Below are 23872 nucleotides of genomic sequence, written 5' to 3'. Positions count from 1 at the left end.
GCTTCAAGGACTTGCGGGACCGTTGACGTGCGAAATAGCGGCCACGCGTGCTGCATCGACGCCACCTTGCGGTGGCGGAAGATATGTCATCTGAAATTTGAGTAGTGCCGAGCGACGAGGCGCGAATTCATGAGCTCTCTCGAGCGCTAGTCGGCTATCTTTCCCAACTATATTACCGGAAAACCTCGCAGGGAGCGAGAATAATTTCAACGTATCGAGGCATTGGGCCTGCCGGGTGCGCCAAGTACTACCCCAGGGATACGATATCGGTATCCATTGATCTCTAGACGCGGATGATCTCGATGTGCGCCGGAGGCGCGACCTAAGCGCTTCCATCCTCGCGGCGACGGAAGCGGCGACGATCATGGAGAAGCAGTTCCATGTCCGGGCGCGTCAGCTTTTGGGCGACACGCCGCCAATAGCAAGGCAAGCCCTGATATCGGCAAGGTTTCTGGCCTTTCGGCGTCGTAAGCAAGCAGTCCGGCCCTAGGCGTCGCAACAATAAAAACCCGCTTGCATTGTTTATAAATTTATCTATTACTAAACATATTGCTAAACATGAGAGTTGAGGAGTTCATGTTAGCATTTTCAGAAATGGGTGAACTTGCGCGGTCGGCGGGGAGCCGGCCTTTGGTTCTGGGAGGAACTAATGCAGAAGAAATCGAAAGCCCTTCTCGGGCTGGCCTCGGCGTTCATCATCTCGTCGGCGCTGCCCAATCTCGCAAAAGCCGATCAACTGACACTCTGCTGGGCCGCCTGGGACCCGGCGAATGCGCTGGTCGAACTCTCGAAGGATTTCACCGCCAAGACCGGCACCGAAATGAAGTTCGAGTTCGTGCCCTGGACGAGCTACGCGGACCGCTTCCTCAATGAACTGAACTCCCACGGCAAGCTATGCGACCTGATCATTGGCGACAGCCAGTGGATCGGCGGCTCGGCTGAGAACGGCCACTACGTCAAGCTCAACGACTTCTTCGACAAGGAAGGCATCAAGATGGATGACTTCGTGCCGGCGACCGTCGTGGGCTATTCGGAATGGCCGAAGAACACGCCGAACTACTGGGCACTGCCCGCCATGGGCGACGTCGTCGGCTGGACCTATCGCAAGGATTGGTTCGAGCGGCCAGAACTGCAAAAGGAATTCAAGGAAAAATATGGCCGGGATCTCGCAGCGCCGAAGACCTATGACGAGCTGAAGCAGATCGCCGAGTTCTTCCAAAAGCGCGAGATCGACGGCAAGACCGTCTACGGTGCCTCGATCTATACGGAGCGCGGCTCCGAAGGCATCACGATGGGCGTGACCAACGTCCTCTATGACTGGGGCTTCCAGTACGACAACCCCGACAAGCCCTACGAGATGGAAGGCTTTGTCAACTCACCTGACGCCGTCAAGGGCCTCGAATTCTACAAGGCGCTCTATGACTGCTGCACACCGCCCGGCAGCTCCAACGTCTACATGGTCGAATCGGCCGACGCCTTCAAGTCAGGCCAGGTGGCGATGCAGATGAACTTCGCCTTCACGTGGCCGGGTCTCTACAAGGACGAGAAAGTCGGCGGCGACAAGATTGGCTTCTTCCCCAACCCGGCCGAAAAGAAGCATTTCGCCCAGCTTGGCGGACAGGGCATCTCGGTGGTTTCCTATTCCGACAAGAAGGACGCCGCTCTGCAGTACATCAAGTGGTTCGCGCAGCCTGAGGTGCAGGCCAAATGGTGGCAGCTCGGCGGCTACTCGTGCCTGAAGTCGGTCGTCAACGCCCCGGACTTCGCCTCCAGCCAGCCCTACGCCCAAGCATTCCTGGACTCGATGGCGATCGTCAAGGATTTCTGGGCCGAGCCGAGCTATGCAACCCTACTCCAGGACATGCAGAAACGCGTTCATAACTATGTCGTGGCCGGCAACGGCACCGCCCAGGAGGCGCTTGACGGCCTGGTGAAGGACTGGACCGAAGTCTTCAAGGACGACGGCAAGATCTAGTGTCCGGCAGGACGCACAACATTCTTGCCAGAATGGCGGCCCGGATTGCCAAGACTGCCGGGCCGCCACGTGTCTCACATACGCAAAGACCGGGTGACACCTTGAACATTTCCTCTTCCTCCATGGTCGAGCAGGCAGCGGATGCGACTGCGAGAGCAACACCGGTATCGGTCGCTCGCCGGGTCCGCGGTCTGTCCGACCGGGCGATCGCCTGGGTGTTTATCGCCCCCACCATCATCCTGCTTCTCGCCATCAACATCTTCCCGCTCATCTGGGCAATCTATCTGTCGTTCACGAATTATCGCGCCAATCGCCCAAACGCGCCGGTTCAGAACGTCGGCTTGAACAACTACGAGCGCGTGCTGACCGACCCCGACATTTGGCAGGCGATGCAGACGACAGCCCATTTCGTGTTCTGGACGATCCTGCTGCAGACGGTCATCGGCTTTACGCTCGCCTACCTGATCGACCGCAAGTTTCGCGGCCACGCCTTCTGGACGACCCTGATCCTGATCCCGATGATGCTGTCCCCCGCTGTCGTCGGCAACTTCTGGCGCTTCCTGTACGAGCCGCAGATCGGACTCTTTGCCTATGCCGTTTCTCTGGTCACCGGCATTCCGACCGCTGATATCCAGATGCTCGGCAGCGTCACGCTGGCGCCCTGGGCGATCATCATTGTCGATACCTGGATGTGGACACCCTACGTCATGCTGATCTGCCTGGCGGGATTGCGCTCGATTCCCGACTATATCTACGAGGCGGCGGAGGTCGACCGCGCCTCCGCATGGCGCCAGTTCTGGTCGATCACCGTACCGATGGCCCTGCCCTTCATCATGCTCGCCGTGCTGTTTCGCGGCATCGAGAACTTCAAGATGTTCGACATGGTCACGCTTTTGACCGGCGGCGGTCCGGGTTCGACCACCGAAGTCGCCTCGATCACCTTGAAGCGCGCGGCCTTCGAGAGCTGGGCAACCGGGCGGGCCTCGGCCTTCGCCATTGTCCTCTTCGTCGCCGTGTTCGGCCTCGCCAACATCTACGTCAAGGCACTTAACAGGGTGAAGCAACGATGAGTTCCGCCACCTCAGCCCATTCGGTCGTCGAACCGAGCTCGACCAGCAAGCGCATCGCCGGCGCCATCGTTATCGTCTACGCCCTGATCACGCTGATCCCGCTCGTCTGGATCTTCCTGACCAGCATCAAATCGCCGCCCGACTCGATCAGCTATCCTCCGAAGATCGTCTTTACGCCGACACTGGAGGGGTACTGCAACCTTCTGACGACGAGAACGCGCCAGACGCCGGAATACATCGCCTCCCTGCCCGCCCCGACCGGCACCTGCGACGAGGTGACCCGCAAGCGCAACATGGTGATCGCCGGCCCGTCGAACTTCCTGCCGCGTTTTGCCAACTCGCTGGTGATCGCTTTTGGCTCGACCTTCCTGGCCGTCTCGTTGGGGACGCTGGCCGCCTACGGTTTCTCCCGTTTCCGGGTACCGCTCGCCGATGACCTGCTGTTCTTCATCCTGTCGACCCGCATGATGCCGCCGATTGCGGTCGCCATCCCGATCTATCTGATGTACCGCGAGCTCGGGCTTTCCGACACGGCGCTGGGCATGATCCTGCTTTACACTGCGGTCAACGTCTCGCTCGCCGTCTGGCTGCTCAAGGGCTTCATCGACGAGATCCCCCGCGAATATGAGGAAGCCGCGATGATCGACGGCTATACGCGGCTGCAGGCCTTCTGGAAGGTCGTCCTGCCGCAGGCAACGACAGGCATTGCTGCCACCGCGATCTTCTGCCTGATCTTCGCCTGGAATGAGTATGCCTTTGCGGCACTGCTGACCTCCGGCGAGGCCCAAACGGCCCCGCCCTTCATCCCGACCATCATCGGCGAAGGTGGTCAGGACTGGCCAGCGGTCGCGGCGGGAACGACGATCTTCCTCATCCCCATCCTTGTCTTCACTATTCTCCTACGCAAGCAGCTCTTGCGTGGCATCACCTTCGGAGCGGTCCGCAAATGACGCACCTGATCGAAACACCGCGCCCATCCCGGCCGAAGCGTCCGTTCTTCCTACGGCGTGGCCCCATGGAAAATATCGCAACCGCCCTGATCGCAATCGGCTTCCTGATGCTCTTCCAGCCGTTCCTGCTGGTTCTCTACACCTATTCGCTGGTGACGTTGCTGGCCGGCACGGCCATGTTCATCATCGTCTCGAAGTTCCCGGAGTGAGCCATGGCCGACATCAGGATCGAAAACCTCCGCAAGCAGTTCGGCAGCTTCGTCGCTGTGCAGGATTCGAGCTTCGTCATCCATGACGGCGAATTCCTGGCACTGCTCGGACCGTCGGGCTGCGGCAAGACGACGACACTGCGCATGATCGCCGGCCTTGAACTGCCGACCAGCGGAAAGATTTATCTGGACGGCGAGGACGTCACCTTCAACCGCGCTAGTGCCCGCGACATTGCCTTTGTCTTCCAGCTTTTTGCGCTCTATCCGCATATGAATGTGCGCAAGAACATCGGCTTCCCGCTGCTGTCGCAAGGCATGCCGAAGGCCGAGATCCGTCAGCGTGTCGAGGAAACCGCGCGGCTTCTGCAGATCGATCATATCCTCGACCGATCCGTCTCCGGGCTTGCCGGCGGCGACCGCCAGCGCGTAGCGCTCGGACGAGCAATCGTGCGCCGCCCGAAGTGCTTCCTGATGGACGAGCCGCTCGGGACGCTCGACGCCGAGTTCCGCGAGGTCATGGTCCATGAACTGCGCGAACTCCACAACCGCATCCACGCGACGACGGTCTACGTGACGCATGACCAGCATGAGGCGATGGCGATGGCCGACAAGATCGCCGTGATGAACCACGGCGTCATCGAGCAATTCGGCACGCCGCAGGAAATCTACAGCAAACCAGCGACCATGTATGTCGCCGATTTCATCGGCTCGCCGCCGATGAATTTCATGCGCTTCACCTCAGGCCTTCAGACAGGCGCACAATCGATCTCGCTGCATGGCGTCAACGTCAGTATTCCCGAGGTGCATCAAGATCTGGCGGAAGCCGAATTGGCGCTCGGCGTCAGGCCGGAGCATATCCGCTTCAGCGACGCCTCTCCGTTGCGTGGCGCCGTCTATGGCAGCGAATATCTCGGGACCAATCAGGTGGTGGCGGTCGAGACCTCGAGCGGGGTCATCAAGGCGCGCGTACCGGCAAACCGCAATTTCCATATCGGCGAGACGGTTGGCCTTGAGTTCAACCCGGCCAAGTTGGCGCTGTTCGATTGCAAGTCGGGCCGCGCCATTGCCTCGGCGCTGTATTCGGAGGAACGTCATGGCTGACGTCGCGCTCAAGGGTCTCAACAAGCGTTTCGGCGACACACAGGCACTCGCTGATCTGGACCTGTCGATCCGTGACGGCGAGTTCGTCGTCCTGCTTGGGCCGACGGGCGCCGGCAAAACGACGACGCTGCGCCTTATTGCCGGCCTGGAGCGCCCCGACAGCGGCCGGATCGAAATCGGCGGTCGCAGCGTTGCCGGCGAGGCACCCGCTGAAAGGGATGTTGCGTTCGTCTTCCAGCAATACTCGCTCTACCCGCACATGACGGTTTATGACAACCTCGCCTTTCCGCTGCGAGCGCCGGTACGCAAACTCGGGGCCGAGGAGATCGACCGCCGCGTCCGGGAGATTGCCCGGATGGTGAGGATCGACCATAAGCTGGAGAACCGTTCGACGCGCCTTTCGGGCGGCGAAATGCAGCGCGTTGCGATCGGCCGGGCGCTGGTGCGGCGGCCCGCCATCTACCTGATGGACGAACCGCTCTCCTCGCTCGATGCGAAGCTGCGGGCGGAACTGCGCCTGGAACTGAAGCGCATCCAGAAGGAGCTCGGCTCGACACTGCTCTATGTGACCCATGACCAGGTCGAGGCGATGACGATGGCAGACCGCATCGGCATCGTCGCGGGAGGCCGACTGCTGCAGGTCGGAACGCCGCGCGAAATCTACGGCAATCCCGCCAGCCTTCATGTCGCTGCCCGTCTCGGCCAACCGCACATCAACCTGCTGCCCGCCGATCTCCTTCCCGGCGCCAATCCACCACCCGGGACCAGGACGGTCGGGGCGCGAACCGAACATCTTGAAATCATCGTCGACAAGAATGCCAATGCGGAAATCGACTGGATCGAGCACCTGGGAGACCAGAACCACCTGCACATCCGGGTGCGCGACCACAAGCTCGTCACACTTGCCGATCCATATCTTGCAATTCGGCCAGGTGATCGAATCAGTCTCACGTTGCGCGATCCGCTTTATTTCGACGCCAGCGGCCAGCGGCTGTGACACCGAACGAAACAAAACACTCGCATGAACAGACGGGTCTCTCCATGAAACACTTCTTCAATCGCCGGGAAACGATCGTAACCGAAGCCCTCGATGGCCTGCTTCTGACAAGCAGCCCGGGGCGCCTTGCTCGTCTGGACACCTTCCCTGAGATCAAGGTGATCCTCCGCGCCGACTGGGACCGATCGAAGGTCGCGATCATCTCCGGCGGCGGCGCGGGACATGAGCCTTCGCATGCCGGCTTCGTCGGCAAGGGAATGCTGACGGCCGCGGTATCCGGCGAGATTTTTGCTTCGCCCAGCGTCGATGCGGTGCTGACCGCAATCCGCGCCGTCGCCGGGCCCAAGGGTGCGTTACTCATTGTCAAAAACTATACCGGCGACCGCCTGAACTTCGGCCTGGCTGCCGAAAAGGCGCGTGCTGAGGGGTTCGCCGTTGAGATGGTGATCGTTGCCGACGACATCGCGATCCCCGGCATCAACCAGCCCCGCGGCGTTGCCGGCACACTGTTCGTGCATAAGATCGCCGGCTACCACGCCGAATCCGGAGCTGACCTGAAGACAGTCGCTACACAGGCAGCTGCGGCAGCGCGCGACATAATATCTCTCGGCATGTCACTTTCGACCTGCAGTGTACCGGGCCAAGCGCATGAGGATCGGATGGGGGCCGACGAGGGAGAGCTCGGCCTTGGGATCCACGGGGAGCCCGGCGTCGAGCGCATCGCGTTGCAGCCGGTTGCAGATCTCATGGCAACCATGAGCGAGCGGCTGGCTGCAAGGATTGATGGCGCGGGCGACTATGGGCTGCTGATCAACAACCTCGGCGCGGTACCGCCCCTTGAAATGGGCGTCATTGCCAACGCAGTGTTGTCCTCTTCTCTTGCCCGCCGCGTCCGGCTGATCGTCGGGCCGGCTCCGATGATGACCGCGCTCAACATGAACGGCTTTTCGCTTTCGCTGATCCGTCTGGATGCCACCCGCGAGGCCGCACTGAAGGCTGCGGTCGAACCGCACGCATGGGCACCCGTCGTCGAACGGCACGAGATCACAATCATTCCTGCACCAGCAAGCACCTCCACCCTCGCCGAGGTCACTTCGGTCAGCTACCATGGCGGGAACCGCCGGCTCCTTGCCGCAGTTTGCGAGCATCTGATTTCCCTCGAACGCGAATTGAACCACCTGGACAGCCGGGTCGGCGATGGCGACACCGGCTCCACCATGGCAACGGGTGCGCGCAGCATCCTTTCCCGGATCGACGCGCTACCGCTGAATGACCCCGCCGCCACTATGGCCGCAATCGGCGAGGTTCTGGGTACGAGCATGGGTGGCTCGAGCGGCGTACTGCTCTCGATCTTCTTTACCGCCGCATCGAAAGCCATGGCGGAAAAGGCGGATCTTGCCGCTGCCCTGCTTGCCGGACTTGATCGGATGACGTTCTATGGCGGTGCCGCCGTCGGCGACCGCACGATGGTCGATGCGCTGGCGCCGGCGCTCGCGGCCTTGAGATCGGGTGGCGTAGCGGCTGCGGCAAACGCGGCGGCGGCTGGCGCCGAGTCGACAAAAGCGATGCGGACAGCAAGGGCCGGACGCGCGTCTTATATCGGCGAAAAGGATCTGGAGGGAGTGCCGGATCCGGGAGCCGTCGCGGTGGCAGGTGTATTCGAGGTCGCGGCACGGCTGACATGAGCTGGTGCTGCGGTTGGGAGGCTATCAGGTGCAGGCAGAACCGGTTCTTCTCGCGGGATTGATTGAGGCTTGCCGGGCGGCGATCACGGCAAATAGCGATCACCTCTGCGCACTCGATCGCGCGATCGGTGACGGCGATCATGGGACCAATATGCAGCGCGGCTGCGAGGCGGTCAGCGCCGAGGAAGCGACGGTCTCAGGCCTTCCCTTGCCCGAGGCGCTGGAACGGATCGGCCTAACCCTGGTGATGAGCATCGGCGGCGCCGCCGGCCCACTCTACGGGACACTGCTGATGGAGATGGGGCGCGAGCTTCGCAAATCGGATAGGGAACAAGATTTTTCGGTTGCCCTGAAGCAGGCCATCGATGCCGTGGCCCGCCGTGGGCGCTCGAACGCTGGCGACAAGACGCTGCTCGACGTCCTGTATCCCGTGCAGGATGCACTCGCACAACATTCCCCCCTGACGGATATCGTGCGCCGCGCAGAGCTTTCCGCCCGACTGACCGGCGCCATGAAGGCCATGCGCGGCCGCGCGGCCTACCTTGGAGACCGTTCGATCGGACATGTCGATCCCGGCGCTTCGAGTTGCGCCCTTCTGACAACCGCGATCTGCCGCTATCTTGAGGAGCACCGCCCGGAATGAATGCAAAGACCCCAAACGTCGGGATCGTGATCGTCTCCCACTCGCCGCTGGTCGCGAAAGGCACCGCCGACATGGTGCGGCAGATGGTGGGTGACAGCGTGCCGCTTGCCTGGTCGGGCGGCAACAGTCGAGGCGAGCTTGGCACCGATGCTGGGGGAATTCTCAAGGCAATTGACGAGGCATGGTCTGAAGCTGGCGTCGCCGTCTTCGTCGACCTGGGGGGTGCCGAGACCAACAGCGAAATGGCGATCGAGATGCTCGGCTCTTCCCGCTCCCAAAAGGTTTCGATCTGCAACGCCCCTGTTGTCGAAGGAGCCGTTATTGCCGCTGCCGAGGCCTCCGGTGGGGCGTCGTTGGCCAAGGTGGTCGCGACGGCAGAGGAGCTATCACCCTGATGAACGGCGGTTTTCGTATTGGGGCCCACGAGGCCGGGCAGATCCATGCCAGTTGCCAGACCGAAGTCGAGGTGAAGCATGGCGTTGGACTGCATGCTCGACCCTCAGTGACGTTCACGCGGCTGGCAAAGTCGTTTCCGTGCTCGATCGAAGTCGCGGTCAACGGCAACGACGTCTGGTTGAACGGCAAGAGCATCATCAAGATCATGGGTGCCAAGATCCGCAAGGGTTCGGTGCTCAAGATCCGCGCAAACGGCATTCTTGCGGAAGAAGCCATCCGGGCATTGAAGGACCTCATCGAGCGCAATTTCGACGAGGAAAAGAAGCATGGCCGAACCGCTTAGACTGAAAGCCACCAGCGCCTCGCCAGGTAGTGCGAGCGGCCCGGCCTTCGTCGCCGAACCGGTCGAACCCGCCGCGTCAATCCCGTCAAGCTTATCCGGCCAGGTCGAACTCGCAAGTGCGATCGAGAAAGCTATTCTCGAATTGCAGGAACTGGCCACCGGGACGGACCCGGAGGGCGGCGATATCGTCGAGTTTCAGATTGAGGTGCTTCGCGATCCGACGCTGACCGAGGCGACTGGTGCGCGCATCGAGGCTGGCGAAAACGCGGCATTCGCCTGGGTCGGAACACTCGATGGATACATCCGGGAACTGGAGTGCTCGGAAGAAGACCAATTGCGGGCGCGCGCCGTTGACATCCTCGATATCAAGAACCGCGTCTTGTCGGTGCTCACGGGAACGACTGTCGACGACTTTCCATCCGGATCGATCTATGTCGGAAAGGATATGGAACCCAGCCGTTTCCTTGCCCACGACTGGTCGACCGGCGGCGGTATTGCTCTTTACGCAGGCAGCGCGGTCGGTCATGTCGCCCTGCTTGCCAGATCACGGTCGATACCGATGGTGATCGGCGCCGGCCGCTTCGTACCGGCAGGGGGGCAACATATCGAAGTTGATGGTGACACTGGTGTTGTCATTCTTCAAGCAGCCAAGTCGAGCGCGACCTCGGCGGGACACGGCGATCCGTCAAAAAGCACTGCTCTGCCACTCGACAACGGAATTGTGTACACGTCGGACGGAACGCAAGTACTCCTGTCCGTCAATGTCAACGCTCCGACAGAAGTGGACGCGGTTCCCGCCGAGGTGACCGCGGGCATAGGGTTGATGCGGTCTGAATTCGCGGTGATGTCGCTCGGTGATGCAGCAAACGAAGAAAAGCAGTTTGCAATCTACCGACACCTCCTGGAATGGGCAGATGGACGTCCTGTAACAATCCGCATGTTGGATGTCGGGGGCGACAAGCCGCTTCCGGGCATTACCGAGACCTCCGCGCTGCGCGGTATCCGTCTGCTTCTTGCCCGGCCGCAGATTGCGCGGGTTCAGGCGCGTGCGCTCCTTCGAGCAGCAGTCTTTGGCAACCTGCGTATCATGTTGCCAATGGTGACATTCCCTTCCGAAGTTGATGATATGCGGCAAATCTGTCGCGAAGAAGCCGGCGAACTTCGCCGCCGCGGCGTGCCGCACCGCACTCCGCCGATCGGCATGATGGTGGAGGTACCGGCAGCCGCGCTCATGCTCGACGACTTTGATGGCGCTGACTTCTTTTCGTTCGGCACGAACGACCTGACGCAATACCTCGTGGCCTCCGCACGTGACGAGGCCGGCTTCAGCCTGGAGCGAGAGCGAGCCGTACCGGCCGTGCTGCGCCTGCTGACCCAGGCGGTGAAGCTCGCCGGCGGCCGACCGGTCAGCATTTGCGGCGACATGGCCGGCGACCCGCTGCGCACGCCCGGTCTCCTCGCGGCAGGCATACGCCATTTTTCGGTGGCGCCAGCTCGACTTGGCGCGATAAGATCGGCACTCGTCGGCCTGAACGCCGATGGGACAAAGGCAGCCGGGGACTAGGGATGGCGCGCGAAGACACCGAAGACGCCATTATCGCCTACAAGGACATTCTGGCGCAGATTATCGACAACCGACCGTCAGGAACACGTCAGAGGCTGGCAACGGAACTCGGCAAGCATCGCAGCTTCGTCACCCAGATAACCAGCCCCACTTATGCGACGCCTCTTCCGGCGCGTCACCTCGCGACCATCTTCAGGGTGTGCCATTTTAGCCCCGCCGAACAGGACCGCTTTCTGGACGCCTATCAGGTCGCCCATCCCGGCAAGCTGCCGGAGTTTGGCGCTACGGAAAAACTGCGGCATCTTTCGATAATGGTGCCTGACTTCGGCGATGAACGCCGCAACCGGCTTCTGGAAGAGGCAATCACGGACCTGGTCCAAAAGATCGCCGAGATTTCGGGGCCGCCTGATTGAACGGACGGTTCGCGCGTAACGAGCTCTAGATGATCATCGCCTTGGGAGGGGTTTGATGAAGAAATTCATGAATGCAGCGGACACAATGGTCGCCGAAAGCGTCGAAGGCTTCGTGCGCGCCCATGAGGAGTTCGTTGTATTCGGCGCAGACCGTCAATTTGTCCGTCGTCGCCACCTCGTTCCCGGTAAGGTAGCAGTCATCTCCGGGGGTGGAGCGGGCCACGAGCCGATGCATGTCGGCTTCGTCGGTCGCGGCATGCTGGATGCAGCATGCGTCGGGCATATTTTCACGTCCCCTACTCCAGGCCAAATCCTCAGCGCGATAGAGGACGTGGACACCGGTGCCGGCTGCCTGCTGGTGGTAAAAAATTATGACGGCGACCTCATGAATTTCGAAATGGCGGCAGAGATGGCATCGAGCCGCCACAGAATTGAGATGGTGATCGTAAGCGACGACATCGAAACGGCAAGCACGAACGACGGCCGCGGTCGACGAGGCATTGCCGGTACGGTAATCATGGAAAGGCTTCTCGGCGCCGCCGCGGAAAACGGCATGGCACTCGCTGAATTGAAAACCCTTGCTGCCGGCCTCGCGTCCCGCGTCAGATCGATGGGTGTCGCACTGACCGGTGTCACGGTGCCGCACACGCGGCGATCGACCTTTTCACTCGGCCCCGAAGAAATAGAAATGGGTGTTGGCATTCATGGAGAGCCGGGCCGTTCAAGAGAGCCCTTCTCCAACGCGGACACCATCGTGAGGCATCTAAGCGAGGTGGTTTTCAACGAAGTCGCTCGGGTTTCTGACAAGGCATTGCTTTTCGTGAACGGCCTTGGCGGCACGCCGCCAGCGGAACTTTATCTCGCTTACAACGTCGCGCATCGCTTCATGCAGGGTCATGGCCTGCAGATCGCGCGCTCACTGGTTGGTACTTACGCAAGCTCACTTGACATGCAGGGCCTTTCCATCTCGCTCGCTCTGCTTCGTGACGAAGAGTTCGCTCTATGGGATTCGCCTGTCGCGACGGCTGCATTGCGCTGGGGCTGCTAGGGATGGGTCTGTCGTGGCGACCTTAGCGCAGCGGCCTGCAACTCGTCGGACCTAAAGTTTGGAAACTCTTATAATTTCGGCGTCAGCATCTCGAAACGGTCACGGATCGTCGAGCAGGTATCGCCGCCAAGGCGCGCGATGGCATCGACTTGCCTCGGATCGACGCGCAGGCCCTCAGGATCGACGACACCGTCGCGATAATGAGCATAGACGATCTCGCCCATGATGATCTGACGGGATTTCCCGAGCTCAAGCGTGACATGACGCCTGCACTCGAATGCTGCGGGTGCTTCCGCGATCCATGGCGAAGCGACTTTCTGACCCGCCACCGCCGTCAGTCCCGCCTCCTTGAGCTCGTCGACACCACGCGGATATTTTGACCCGCAGACATGCATCGCTTCGGCAATGGAAAACGACACAATGTTGACCGTGAAGACTTCCGTCATGCGGATGTTATGGCCCGTGTCCTTGAAAGACATGTCTGGATTGTTCTCGACGCCGAGCGCCAGGATGGGCGGATCGGCGGAGAGGCAATTGAAGAAGCTAAACGGCGCAGCATTGATACGGCCATGTTCGTCGACCGTAGTCACCAGCGCGATCGGTCGCGGAATGATCGTGCCAATCATAAGCTTGTAACGCTCACGCTCCGAGAGCGCTTCGAAATCGAAGGATATTGTCATCGGTCAGCCTGCTGCTCGCATCGGCGCGAAAGCGCTCATAGCGCCGGTAAAGGGTTTTGCCAGAGGCGATGCGTAAGAACCGCGCTTGCTCGTCGACAATCCGAGCGAAACCAGCGCCTCGGCCTGCTTCACCGCTGCGGCAACCCCATCGACCACGGGCACGCCGTAGATATCCTGCAGCTCGCGCGCCAGATCAGTCATCCCAGCGCAGCCAAGCACGATCGCTTCGGCGCCATCCTCAGCAAGAGCACGCTCGATCTCGGCCCGGAGCTTGCCGATAGCGCCCGAGGTGGGATCTTCGAGCTGAAGAACCGGAATATCGGAGGCGCGCACCCTGGCGCGTCCGCCCATGCCGTAGCGTCGTACAAGATTGTCAATCAAGACACGCGAACGCTCCAGCGTCGTCACGACGGTAAATCGCTGCGCCAGGAAGCCTGCGGTGGCGACCGCAGATTCACAGAGTCCAAGGACCGGCACGTCGGCAAAGCTGCGCGCTGCGTCAAGTCCCGTATCGTCGAAGCAGGCGATGATCGCGGCATCGTATTCGCCAGTCCGCTCCTTGAGTTCGCTGAGAAGTCCCGGGATTGCGAGCGCCCCGTCATAATGCCCTTCGATCGATACCGGCCCCATTCGTGAGGTGGCGGCAATGATGACGGTGCCAGACGCCATGACCGCGCGGGCAGCAAGGGCTGCCTTCTCGGTCATGGTTTCAGTCGTATTGGGATTGACCAGAAGAATGCGCATTGGGGGTCAGCTTACCTTTGCCTGACGCCGACGCAGCATGAGCATGATGCCGAGCGCGACGAGGATGATAGTGAAGGAAAACAGCGTCGTTACCGTGCCGAGCGCGTATAGCACCGGCGTCGTGACGTTGGTGGTCATACCGTAGATTTCGAGCGGCAGCGTGTTGTAGCTGCCTGATGTCATCAGCGTCCGGGCGAATTCGTCGTAAGAGAGCGTGAAGCCGAACAGCCCGACACCGATCAGGCTCGGCGCAATCATCGGCAGCACGACGTGGCGGAAGGTCTGCCAAGAACTCGCGCCAAGATCGCGGGCAGCTTCCTCGTAGGCGGGCGAGAAACGGTTGAACACGGCGAACATGATGAGCACGCCGAACGGCAACGTCCATGTCAGATGCGCGCCGAAGGCCGACGAATACCAGGCAGGCTTCAGCCCGCCCTGCTGGAACACCACGCCGATTCCGAGCGAGATGATGATCGACGGCACCACGAGGCTGGCGACAGTCGCGTAAAACAGAAAAGTCGCGCCACGGAACCGGCGGCGGAAGGCAAGGCCCGCGAGCAGCGATACGACGACCGTGACAACCATCACCATCAGGCCGAGCGTAAACGACCGACGGAACGAGGCGCCGAAATCGCCCACCGCCTGTTTCTCGAACAGATTGTAGAACCAGTGAACGGAAATGCCGTTCAGCGGAAAGGTGAGGCCGCCATCCAGCCCCTGAAAGGACAGGATCAGGATCGCCGAAAGCGGTCCGTAGAGGAACAGCACGAAGACAAGGAAGAAGGCTGCGAGCACGTAGAATTCGAAGGTGCGCCTCTCGTGGTTCATCTCAAAGCTCCTTGCGGATATCGACGACGCGCAGGATGGCAGCCACCATCATCAGCACGACGATCAGAAGCACAACGGCATTGGCGGCGGCGGCTGGATACTGCAGCAGCGACATCTGGTTTTTCATCATCAGCGCGACTGATGCGCTTTGGCCGCCGGACATGACCTGCACGGTCGAGAAATCCGCCATGACGAGGGTGACGACGAAGATCGAACCGATGGCGATGCCAGGCTTGGCGAGCGGCAGGATGACATTCCAGAGGATCTGCCAGCCGCTGGCGCCGGCATCGCGCGCCGCCTCGAACAGCGAGCGGTCGATCCGCATCAGCGTGTTGAAGATCGGCGTTACCATGAACAGCGTGTAGAGGTGCACCATGGCAAGCACCACGGCAAAATCGGAATAGAGCAGCCACTCGATCGGCTGCGGAATGATCCCCATCTCGATCAGCGCCGAATTGACCAGACCGTTGCGGCCAAGCACCGGGATCCACGAGATCATGCGGATGATGTTCGACGTCATGAATGGCACGGTGCAGACGAGAAACAGGATCATCTGCGTCGATGTACGGCGGATGTGGAAGGCAAGGAAATAGGCGACCCAGAAACCGATGAACACGGTCAACGTCCAGACGATGACCGTGAATTTCAGCGTGTTCAGATAGGTCTTCCACGTCACCCACGAGCCGAGCGTCTCGGTGTAGTTCATCGTCAGGAAATCGGGATAGAGACCGGCGAAGTCGTAATCCCAGAAGCTCACCACCGCGATCATCGCGATCGGCAGGATGAAGAAGAAACCGAGGATCAGGATGAGCGGCGTCGCCTGGAGATAGGAGGCGGCCCACGGCGCAAGCCGAAAGCCGGCACTGCGGACCCGGTCAGTCGTCTCGTTTGTCTCTGCTGAAGCGATCGTCGCCATGTCCTATCCTCTCGGAGAAACGCCTTCATGCCGGCGGATTGAGAGGAGGCGTCCATGAAGACCCCTCCCCAACCCTCCCCACAAGGGGGAGGGAGTTTTCAGGTCGCGCCTCCCGTGCTCCCTCCCCCTTGTGGGGAGGGTTGGGGAGGGGAAAGCGGCACCCGCTGTGGCGGATGATGGCCGCCTTAAGCCGCGATGAACTCGTTCCAACGACGAACCATGTAGCGGTCTTCGTCCATGACGGAGTTCCAGCACGCCACATGGCCCATGCGCTCTTCAAACGAACCACCGTCGCGAACGGCGCCAGCCTTCTCCATGACCTTGCCTTCCGGCGACAGAATATCGCCCTGGGCTGCCTTGCCTTCGATCCAGTAGCCCCACTCGTCAGCCGTCATGAAGCCCTTGGCGGTGTCCATGCAGGCAGAGTAGTAGCCCTGGCGGTTGAGATAGCCGCCGACCCAGCCGGATGTGTACCAGTTGATGTACTCGTAGGCCGCATCGAGCTCGGCACCCTTGAGGTGCGAAGCGAGGCCGAGACCGCCGCCCCACGAGCGATAGCCTTCCTTGAGCGGCTGGTATTTGCAGGCGATGCCCTTGGAGCGGACGGCGGCGACAGCCGGCGACCACATGGACTGGATGATGACTTCGCCCGAGGCCATCAGGTTGACCGACTCGTCGAACGACTTCCAGAAGGCGCGGAACTGGCCGTCCTGCTTGGCCTTGATCAGGAAGTCGATCGTCTTGTCGATCTCTTCCTTGGTCATGTTGCCCTTGTCGGCGTACTTGATGTTGCCGAGCGCTTCCATGATCATCGCCGCGTCCATGATGCCGATGGAGGGGATGTTGAGGATCGAGGTCTTGCCCTTGAACTTCGGGTCCATGATGTCGGCCCAAGTTGTGATCTCGCGACCGACGAGATCGGGGCGGATGCCGAGCGTGTCGGCATTATAGATCGTCGGCATCATAGTGAAGAGTTCGGTCTCGCCCTTGGCGAAGGTCTTGGCGTCGGCTTTTTCGACGTAACCGACCGTGTGCGGCGCCGTGCCCTGCGCAATAACGCTATCCGGCTTGAGCTTGCCGTTCTTGAACAGCGGAACGACCTTGTCGTAATACTTCAGCTTCTTCACATCCATCGGCTGGATGACGCCGGTCGGATAGACCTTCTTCAGGATCCAGTATTCGATGTCGGCGATGTCGTAAGAGTCAGGCTGCGTCACGGCGCGCTGGGCGGCGGCGTCGGAATCGGTCGCCGTCATCTCGAGCGTGATGCCGAGGTCCTTCTTGCACTGCTCGGCAATGGCGTTGATGTTGGAAACACCGGTGCCGAACTGGCGAAGCGTGATGTTGGACTGCGCCCAGATGGTCGGGAAGCCGGTGATAAGGCCCGAACCGGCGATCGCGCCGGCGGCGGCAGCACCCGTCTTCAGCAGGCTACGGCGCGACACGCCCTTGTCCATCAGACCCTTCTTGGTGGTTTTCGTTGTATCAGTCATGTCAGTTCCCTCTGGTTTTTGTGGTAATGAAGATTCATCCCGAAACGCGACCCAGGAGGACGGCGTCCTCAAGGGCCCAACTCAGGGACACCGCATCGCCGACCGATGCGGGGTTGGCGAAATAATCGCCATCGGACGCAATGACGGTGAAGTCATCGCTGCCCGCGCCGGCCACGGTGAGCTTCACCGAGGCGCCGCGATATTCGATGTTGGAGACGACGCCGTTGAAACCGAGCGTCTTGTCGGAAGCGGTATCGAGCCGCACCCGATCTGTGCGGATACCGATGTCGACACTCTCGCCGGCGTGCTTGCCGTTGCCGCGCACCGAGAAGGTCTGGCCTTCCGGAACCTCGAGCGTCGTAACACCGTCCTTGGAGGAAACGACGCGGCCGGAGAGAACATTGTGATCCCCCATGAAGCGAGCGACGAAGGCGGTGGCCGGCTCCTCGAAGACCTTGCGCGGTGTTGCCGCCTGCTCGATCTTGCCGTCGTTCATGATGACGATGATATCGGCGAGCGCCATCGCCTCTTCCTGGCTGTGCGTCACATGAACGAAGGTGATGCCGAGGCTCTTTTGCAGCTTTTTCAGCTCGGCACGCATACGGATCTTCAGGAACGGATCGAGCGCTGACAGCGGCTCGTCGAGCAGCAGCGCTTCCGGATCGGTGATCAGCGCGCGCGCCAATGCCACACGCTGCTGCTGACCGCCCGACAACTGCGCCGGCCGCCGCGTCGCATAGGCGTCCATCTGCATCAGCTTCAGCAACTCGAGCGCCTTGGCGCGACGCTCGTCCTTCTCGACACCCTTCATCTTCAGGCTGAAAGCAACGTTGTCGATGAGGTCGAGATGCGGGAAGAGCGCATAGGACTGGAACATCATTGCCGTACCGCGCTTGGCCGGCGGAAAGTCGGTGACGACTGTATTGCCAAGCCTGATATCACCGGACGAAATGCTTTCGTGCCCGGCGATCATGCGCAGCGTTGAGGTCTTGCCGCAGCCGGAGGGGCCGAGAAAGCAGCAATAGGAACCGGCCGGTATCTTCAGGCTGATGGAATGGACCGCCGTGGTGGCGCCATACACCTTGGAAACTGATACGATATCGATCTCTGCGGCCTTCGACATTGGTCTTCCCCTGTTCGAGAAGGACAATGCATCCGCCGTGCCAGTTCCTATTGCAGTGCATCAAGCGTCGAAAAATCAAACACTTCGCTTTGCGGATGGGCCACACATCAAAATTGCGGCACCAGCATCACCTGCACAGAAAATAGGCTATCGTTCGCACTTCGTGCAAACGATCGTATACAATTTAGCCATCCCTTTGAGCGCAAATTCCGTTTAACTTTTACGGGAAACGCAGATATCATTTCCCGGTCAAAAGGTATTTGTGTTCATGAAGCCCACCGCAACCGCCGCGCATACTACAGAGGATTCAACCGATACGGGCGCACAACAGATCCGCGACGCGATCCGCGATGCGATCGTCGAGCGGCGGCTGTCGCCGGGAACAAAGCTATCGGAAAGCGATGTCGGCAACCTGTTCAACGTCAGCCGTACGCTTGCGCGCGCCGCCCTGCAGGCTCTTTCCTATGAGGGCCTGGTCAGCGTCGAAAAGAACCGTGGCGCGTTCGTCGCCTACCCCTCGCCCGATGAGGCTCGCCAGATTTTCGCTGCCCGCCGCCTGGTCGAGCCCGGGATCTTGCGGGAGGCTGCAGCCAGAATCACGCCTTCGCAAATCCAGCATCTGAAGCAATTGCTCATCGCGGAAGGCCGCCTGATGAGCGAGCGCGGCCAGATGGCACGACGTGCCGAGATCAAGGCATCGGGCGATTTTCACCTGACGCTTGCCGCCATATCCGGCAATGCGATCATGCAACGTTTTATGGATGAACTCGTGGCCCGCTCGTCGCTGGTGATCGCCCTTTATGGTCAATCGACCATATCGAGTTGCGGTCATTCCGAGCATGGCGATATCGTCGCCGCGATCGAGAGGAACGATCTCGACGAGGCATGTAGGCTGATGCTGCACCACATTGCGCATATCGAAGCCGATCTTGATCTTCGCGAACGCAAGAGCGTCGGTCTCAAGGAAGCCTTCGAGGGGTGAGGTCAGATTGACCAGAGTCGAAAGCGTTGACCGGGCACTGCTGGTTTCCAAGTCTGCCATGAGCGGAAGGGCATCATCGGATGCCCGACCCGCATCGGGATCGCCGAGACAAATGCTCGACAGCTCGACAGGCAGCAGAAAAAGAGACTACCGGCGGCGCAAAGTCATGGTCCGCTTATGACCTGCCGAGAGCGGACGATAATCGGAACCTCTTTAGCTGGAGGCGGCACAGATAGTCCGACCCCTCCATCAGATACGCGGGAACACCGTCGTCTTCTTGACGGTTGCATAGGCGAAGCTTGTGTCGATCCCCGCGATCCCTTCGATGTTGTGAAGCTGTTGCCTGACGAACTGCTCATAGTCTTTCAGACTTTGAACGAGGACACGCAGGAGATAGTCGGCCTCCCCCGTCATGACGTAGCAGTCCTGTATATTGTCGATGGAGCGGACCTTCCGCTCGAAGGCCGCGATCGCCGCCTCCGAGTGGCGCTCGAGCCTGATGCGGACGAACGCGGTGATTGGAAGCCCGTACGCCTCCTCATCCACGATAGCGGTGTACCCCTTGATGACACCGTTCTCTTCCAGGAGCCTGAGACGGCGAAGACATGGAGACGGCGAAAGCGCCACTTTCTCGGAAAGCTCTTGGTTCGATAGGCGGCCGTCCCGCTGCAGCGTAGAGATGATCTGTCGGTCCTTCTCGTCCATGGCCCTCCCTTATTGGCAGAATCTGCCAAATATCGTTCCTGATGGCATCAACATAGCAAGAAACTGCCTGAGGAAGAAGCATATCATGTCAATAAATTTGAAATCGAGGTTTCTCATGGCCGACATTACTGCGACTTTCCCCAGACCGACGATCAAGTGGAATGAGACTGCCGCTGCAGGTTATGTTGTGTTGGCGCTCGTCGTCCTCATCTGGGCTGGGTTCGCGCTCACCATGCGAGCCATGGGCAAGTCACCGCTCGCTACTGCGGATGTCGCCCTGATCCGCTTCGCCGTGCCTGCGGTGGCGCTCCTGCCCTTGCTGTTCGGCCGCCTGCATCTGCTGCGGCAAGTCGACCGCAAGGCCGTCCTGTTGGTGCTGGCAGGTGGCGTGCCTTTCTATTTCATCGCGTCTGCGGGAGCCAAGCTGACCTCAGCGGCCTATGTTGGCGCATTGATCCCCGGTACGACCCCGCTCGCAATGGCCCTGATCTCGCGCGTGTTCATGGGTCGGAGACTCTCTACAAGACAAGCCCTTCCGATCGGACTTATCCTGGGTGGCGTCGTACTCATGATCGCTGGACAACGCCACGCTGTCACCGCGGAGACACTGCGGGGCGTCGGACTGCTTCTGCTCGCGAGCCTCATCTGGGCCGGATACACGATCGGGCTGCGGCATACCGGGTTGGACGCGATCTCAAACGGCCTCCTACTTTCGATCGGTTCCCTGGTGGCTATCGTACCTATGATGCTCGTCGGGCTGGTCGGAAGCAATTTCGGCCACTTCAGCCTCGGCGAGGCGCTGCCTTACGTACTCGTCCAGGGTATCGGGACGGGGCTGATCTCGACCTTGGGCTACGCGTTCGCGATCTCGCGGCTCGGCGCGTCACGAAGCGCCACGATCGGGTCCCTGTCTCCGGCGCTGACGTCCCTTTTAGCTATACCCCTATTGGGAGAGTCGCTCGCCGTCGCGACCGCCATCGCCGTCGTCCTCATGACATTCGGCGTAATCTTGGCGAATCGTACAGGCGAGCGAGTGCCAGAATGACGGCTCGGCGCTTTGACTCAATGGAATAGGCGCGCCCCACGCCTCGAAGCGACGTGTCAGCAAGTTCAGGGCTGTAGGCGCTCCGTGAACCGCCGTCGTTTAATGCGCACCTCCCGGTCAATGCCAATCGAGGTAATGGCGCGCGCTGCGCCCTTGGCGACTTGAGGTTTCACGTCATGCCGCCCGAGCCCCTCAACACTTAGGTAAACGCCTTAATATTATTGACAGGCGGTCCTGCTCGTTATAGTAAGGCACATGCCTTATCATTCCGCACCCCTGGATCTCGCCTTTCACGCCTTAAGCGACCCGACCCGCCGCGCGGTGGTTTCGCGACTGTCTGAGGGCGAGGTACCGGTGAGCCTCCTGGCCGAGCCGTTCGACATGGCCCTGCCTTCGTTCGTCCAGCATCTCAAGGTTTTGGAAGATTGCGGACTGATTGCCAGCGAGAAGCGCGGGCGCAGCCGCTGGTGCCGGTTGGTACAGGCGCGGTTCGACGAGGCGGCGGATTGGATGGAGGCCGAGCGCCGGCGCTGGACCGACCGGCTGGATCGGCTGGAACTCTATTTGGACAACACGAAAGAGGATGGTGAAGGCAATGGCAAACCCGTTTGATACATGGTCGCTTGATCGAGAGATCGTACTGGTGAAAGTTCTGAACCATCGACGCGACAAGGTTTTTGTGGCGTGGATGGACCCCGGGGCGCTAGCCGAATGGTACGGTCCGGCCGGCCTGAAGATCGAGAGCTACGAGGCCGACATACGCGAGGGCGGACTCTGGCGGTTCGACATGGTTGGCCTGTTCGAGGGCAAAGAACAGCGTTTCCCGAACCTCATGCGCTTTCTGGAGATCGTGCCGAACGAGCGGATCGTGATGGACTATGGCACGCCTGATCCCAACGACCCCGACCGTTTCCGCGCCACGGTGACCTTCGATGAGCAGGCCGACGGGAAGACGGTGCTCACCATGCGCCAGCTCCACCCCACCCGCCAGCGACGTCAGGTCGTCATCGGCTTCGGCGCGGTTGAGTACGGGCTACAGACGCTGGATGGCCTCGCAGCTTGGTTGGACGGCTGAGTATTTGGCCAATCAGCGCCGTCTGTACACCTTCCGTCAATTGGGTTTGTTGTGGGCTCATTCTACGTAGAAGATCATGTTGCCGTTTCGCGCTCTCATCACCCATTCGATGTCATTGGGCGTTAGCTTCTTGGCCCTAAGTTGATCAACAAGCCATTTGTTCTGGCGTGCTGCGCTTCGGATCGCGTTCACATGCTGCGCGTCACCCGGCGATGGATGCGCACCTGTTTCATGCGCCGTGCGGTAGCTTACGACTGAGAGTCGCTTCCCGTGATAAGTCCGCACATATGTAGGGAGATTTTCGCTCCAGTTCATTCTCCGGTGTTCTTGCCTCGTCTGTTGCGCTGCAGCCAGCACGGCGGTCGGGATCGTCGAGACCGCAATGCCCAGGACAATAACCAGCTTCCTCATGACGCCCTCCGAAGAGAAAGGTTTGCCGGACGATCTTACGCGATATGGAGGCAGCAGGCACCGTGGGAATCGCCGGTTTGCATCACGGGCAGAAGGCAATGATGGCCCCGGGTTGGGTCCCTGCGGACCAAAGGGCGATCCAAACCCTACCCGATCCTGAGACCGGCCGCCCCCTCCGAAGTCAGCGATCAATTGATGGCCTACACGGCTTATCAGTTGGGGGCATGTTGTTAGTGAGTCGCGATTCACGTAGAAGAGGGCTCCATCAAGTTCACCCCGGAGCTCCCGTGCATATCGGACCGCAACAGCGGATTTACGTCTGTTTCTTTCTGTTCGCCGTCTCCATGGGCGCCATGCTTTCGCGCCTTCCGGACATTCAAGATGCGCTGCAGATCGATAAGTCCGAGCTTGGCCTGACTCTGATCGGAGCCGCCATTGGCGCCCTGATTTCTTTGACGTTCTCGTCACCGATCGTCGCCCGCCTCGGAGCTCGAACGACCGCCTTCCTGACCGTCTTGGGTACCTCCGCTTGCCTTGCCCTCGTGCCATGGATGAGCGCCGCTCCCCTGGTATTCGGTATTCTTCTTTGCGAAGGACTTCTGGCGGGGGCGCTCGAAATCAATCTCAACGTCGAGATCGATCGGATCGAGGCGCAACTGGGGCGCGGCGTCATGAACCGGGCGCACGGTTTCTGGAGCCTCGGCTTCTTCGTCACCGCGCTGATATCCGCCGCGGTCCGTCAGGCTGGAGTGTCAATGCAGCTCCATCTGGCTTTGACGTTTGGCTTCGTCTTGGTCGTTGGCACTCTGGCAATCGCAGGCATGCGCAATGCTCCAGCCAGACCCACGCAGGAGCATTCCGACACGGGGCGCATCGCGCTACCGACCATTGCGCTTCTTCCTCTGTGTGTGATCGGTATCGCTGCTTTCCTGGTTGAGGGTGCAGGCATCGATTGGTCTGCAATCTATATGCGCGACGTATTCCAGTCTGAGCCCTTTGTGGGCGGTCTGGGTCTCACGCTTTTCACCTTCTTCATGGCTATGACGAGGATTTTCGCAGATCCGTTCGTCGATCGCTTTGGCTCGCGGGCGGTAGCATTCACTCTGCTGTTGGTGTCGGCAGCCGGTCTGAGCGCAGTTTGGCTTGCGCCGCATCAATTGATCGCCCTTTTCGGGTTTGCCCTCATGGGCGGCGGCTGCAGCGTGGTTTATCCGCTTGCGGTTTCCGCGGCGGCCCAGCGGTCGGACCGAGCCTCTCATCTGAATGTCGCAGCGCTCGGTCAAATGTCGTTTGTCGTGTTTTTCCTCGCTCCGCCACTCCTCGGTTTTGTAGCAGAGCATTTTGGTATACGGACAGCATACTTGGTATGTTTGCCCGTGATCCTGGGCGCACTGATATGCGTTCGCGCCCTCTCCGCCCGGCGCCCGTTGGCCGTCGCATAGGGTTGGCTGCCAATCGCACCCTGCTTTTCCGATG

General features: G+C 60.5%; 26 protein-coding genes. 18 read left to right on the top strand and 8 right to left on the bottom strand.

Translation table 11 applies throughout. The features are described 5' to 3' along the window. Nucleotides 1-649 precede the first annotated feature (649 nt). The 13 genes from FHT77_RS12780 (at nt 650) to FHT77_RS12720 (ending at nt 12394) form a co-directional block, all read left to right on the top strand. Nucleotides 650-1975 (top strand): ABC transporter substrate-binding protein, encoded by a 1326-nt coding sequence (locus FHT77_RS12780; RefSeq protein ID WP_114713745.1) that lies wholly within the window; start codon nt 650-652, stop codon nt 1973-1975. Nucleotides 1976-2076: 101 nt separating this feature from the next. After that, nucleotides 2077-3045 (top strand): carbohydrate ABC transporter permease, encoded by a 969-nt coding sequence (locus FHT77_RS12775; protein ID WP_176705700.1) that lies wholly within the window; start codon nt 2077-2079, stop codon nt 3043-3045. Next, nucleotides 3042-3995: a carbohydrate ABC transporter permease gene (locus FHT77_RS12770; protein WP_016555185.1), complete on the top strand. Its 954-nt coding sequence runs from the start codon at nt 3042-3044 to the stop codon at nt 3993-3995. Before FHT77_RS12775 ends, FHT77_RS12770 begins: the two co-directional genes overlap by 4 nt. After that, nucleotides 3992-4204 carry a hypothetical protein gene (locus FHT77_RS12765; protein WP_007814759.1) on the top strand — a complete coding sequence of 71 codons (213 nt, stop codon included), beginning with the start codon at nt 3992-3994 and terminating at the stop codon, nt 4202-4204. The genes FHT77_RS12770 and FHT77_RS12765 overlap by 4 nt, the downstream gene beginning before the upstream one ends. Before the next feature lie 3 nt (nt 4205-4207). Continuing rightward, on the top strand, nt 4208-5305 hold the full coding sequence (locus FHT77_RS12760; protein WP_183755382.1) for an ABC transporter ATP-binding protein: 1098 nt from the start codon (nt 4208-4210) through the stop codon (nt 5303-5305). Then, entirely contained in the window at nt 5298-6302 is a 1005-nt protein-coding gene (locus FHT77_RS12755) for an ABC transporter ATP-binding protein (protein WP_016555188.1), read from the top strand. Before FHT77_RS12760 ends, FHT77_RS12755 begins: the two co-directional genes overlap by 8 nt. 44 nt (nt 6303-6346) lie before the next feature. Beyond that, nucleotides 6347-7987 (top strand): dihydroxyacetone kinase subunit DhaK, encoded by a 1641-nt coding sequence (locus FHT77_RS12750; RefSeq protein WP_183755381.1) that lies wholly within the window; start codon nt 6347-6349, stop codon nt 7985-7987. A 28-nt stretch (nt 7988-8015) separates the two neighbouring features. After that, on the top strand, nt 8016-8630 hold the full coding sequence (gene dhaL, locus FHT77_RS12745) for a dihydroxyacetone kinase subunit DhaL (protein WP_183755380.1): 615 nt from the start codon (nt 8016-8018) through the stop codon (nt 8628-8630). Then, a complete protein-coding gene (gene dhaM / locus FHT77_RS12740) occupies nt 8627-9025 on the top strand; it encodes a dihydroxyacetone kinase phosphoryl donor subunit DhaM (protein WP_183755379.1) in 399 nt (132 codons plus the stop codon). Before dhaL ends, dhaM begins: the two co-directional genes overlap by 4 nt. Continuing rightward, nucleotides 9025-9369: an HPr family phosphocarrier protein gene (locus FHT77_RS12735; RefSeq protein ID WP_114713753.1), complete on the top strand. Its 345-nt coding sequence runs from the start codon at nt 9025-9027 to the stop codon at nt 9367-9369. Before dhaM ends, FHT77_RS12735 begins: the two co-directional genes overlap by 1 nt. After that, nucleotides 9353-10933, top strand: coding sequence for a putative PEP-binding protein (locus FHT77_RS12730; RefSeq protein ID WP_183755378.1), 1581 nt, complete (start codon nt 9353-9355; stop codon nt 10931-10933). The genes FHT77_RS12735 and FHT77_RS12730 overlap by 17 nt, the downstream gene beginning before the upstream one ends. A gap of 2 nt (nt 10934-10935) precedes the next feature. Then, nucleotides 10936-11346 carry a hypothetical protein gene (locus FHT77_RS12725; RefSeq protein WP_114713755.1) on the top strand — a complete coding sequence of 137 codons (411 nt, stop codon included), beginning with the start codon at nt 10936-10938 and terminating at the stop codon, nt 11344-11346. 55 nt (nt 11347-11401) lie between these two features. Next, nucleotides 11402-12394 carry a dihydroxyacetone kinase subunit DhaK gene (locus tag FHT77_RS12720; protein ID WP_183755377.1) on the top strand — a complete coding sequence of 331 codons (993 nt, stop codon included), beginning with the start codon at nt 11402-11404 and terminating at the stop codon, nt 12392-12394. A 68-nt stretch (nt 12395-12462) separates the two neighbouring features. Here FHT77_RS12720 and FHT77_RS12715 read toward each other — a convergent pair whose 3' ends face one another. The 6 genes from FHT77_RS12715 to FHT77_RS12690 form a co-directional block, all read right to left on the bottom strand. Then, nucleotides 12463-13074 carry a flavin reductase family protein gene (locus FHT77_RS12715; protein ID WP_183755376.1) on the bottom strand — a complete coding sequence of 204 codons (612 nt, stop codon included), beginning with the start codon at nt 13072-13074 and terminating at the stop codon, nt 12463-12465. Between the two features lie 3 nt (nt 13075-13077). Then, entirely contained in the window at nt 13078-13818 is a 741-nt protein-coding gene (locus FHT77_RS12710) for an aspartate/glutamate racemase family protein (RefSeq protein ID WP_183755375.1), read from the bottom strand. A 6-nt stretch (nt 13819-13824) separates the two neighbouring features. After that, nucleotides 13825-14646, bottom strand: a complete 822-nt coding sequence (locus FHT77_RS12705; RefSeq protein WP_183755374.1) for an ABC transporter permease — start codon at nt 14644-14646, stop codon at nt 13825-13827. Nucleotide 14647: 1 nt separating this feature from the next. After that, complete coding sequence (locus FHT77_RS12700; protein WP_183755373.1) at nt 14648-15562, bottom strand: ABC transporter permease; 915 nt, start codon at nt 15560-15562, stop codon at nt 14648-14650. Between the two features lie 185 nt (nt 15563-15747). Further along, nucleotides 15748-17055, bottom strand: coding sequence for a PotD/PotF family extracellular solute-binding protein (locus tag FHT77_RS12695; protein WP_183755372.1), 1308 nt, complete (start codon nt 17053-17055; stop codon nt 15748-15750). A gap of 34 nt (nt 17056-17089) precedes the next feature. Continuing rightward, nucleotides 17090-18178, bottom strand: a complete 1089-nt coding sequence (locus FHT77_RS12690) for an ABC transporter ATP-binding protein (protein ID WP_183755371.1) — start codon at nt 18176-18178, stop codon at nt 17090-17092. A 268-nt stretch (nt 18179-18446) separates the two neighbouring features. Here FHT77_RS12690 and FHT77_RS12685 point away from each other — a divergent pair, with 268 nt between their 5' ends. After that, nucleotides 18447-19160 carry a GntR family transcriptional regulator gene (locus FHT77_RS12685; protein WP_210280893.1) on the top strand — a complete coding sequence of 238 codons (714 nt, stop codon included), beginning with the start codon at nt 18447-18449 and terminating at the stop codon, nt 19158-19160. A 249-nt stretch (nt 19161-19409) separates the two neighbouring features. Here the strand turns inward: FHT77_RS12685 and FHT77_RS12680 are convergent, their stop codons facing one another. After that, nucleotides 19410-19865 carry an Lrp/AsnC family transcriptional regulator gene (locus tag FHT77_RS12680; protein ID WP_016555203.1) on the bottom strand — a complete coding sequence of 152 codons (456 nt, stop codon included), beginning with the start codon at nt 19863-19865 and terminating at the stop codon, nt 19410-19412. 115 nt (nt 19866-19980) lie between these two features. Between FHT77_RS12680 and FHT77_RS12675 the strand changes: the two genes are divergently transcribed. The 3 genes from FHT77_RS12675 (at nt 19981) to FHT77_RS12665 (ending at nt 21985) form a co-directional block, all read left to right on the top strand. Further along, entirely contained in the window at nt 19981-20910 is a 930-nt protein-coding gene (locus FHT77_RS12675) for a DMT family transporter (RefSeq protein WP_183755370.1), read from the top strand. Nucleotides 20911-21165: 255 nt separating this feature from the next. After that, nucleotides 21166-21522, top strand: coding sequence for a helix-turn-helix transcriptional regulator (locus FHT77_RS12670; protein ID WP_183755369.1), 357 nt, complete (start codon nt 21166-21168; stop codon nt 21520-21522). Beyond that, nucleotides 21506-21985 carry an SRPBCC family protein gene (locus tag FHT77_RS12665; RefSeq protein ID WP_183755368.1) on the top strand — a complete coding sequence of 160 codons (480 nt, stop codon included), beginning with the start codon at nt 21506-21508 and terminating at the stop codon, nt 21983-21985. The genes FHT77_RS12670 and FHT77_RS12665 overlap by 17 nt, the downstream gene beginning before the upstream one ends. A 57-nt stretch (nt 21986-22042) precedes the next feature. Here the strand turns inward: FHT77_RS12665 and FHT77_RS12660 are convergent, their stop codons facing one another. Then, nucleotides 22043-22396: a hypothetical protein gene (locus FHT77_RS12660; protein WP_183755367.1), complete on the bottom strand. Its 354-nt coding sequence runs from the start codon at nt 22394-22396 to the stop codon at nt 22043-22045. A gap of 287 nt (nt 22397-22683) precedes the next feature. Between FHT77_RS12660 and FHT77_RS12655 the strand changes: the two genes are divergently transcribed. After that, nucleotides 22684-23838, top strand: a complete 1155-nt coding sequence (locus tag FHT77_RS12655) for an MFS transporter (RefSeq protein ID WP_183755366.1) — start codon at nt 22684-22686, stop codon at nt 23836-23838. Nucleotides 23839-23872 lie beyond the last annotated feature (34 nt).

Origin of the sequence: Rhizobium sp. BK181 (assembly GCF_014193305.1) — a bacterium.
In the GTDB taxonomy this organism is placed as follows: Bacteria; Pseudomonadota; Alphaproteobacteria; order Rhizobiales; family Rhizobiaceae; genus Rhizobium.
The sequence above is the reverse complement of the archived record's forward strand: the minus strand, read 5'-3'. Positions and strand labels throughout refer to the sequence as shown.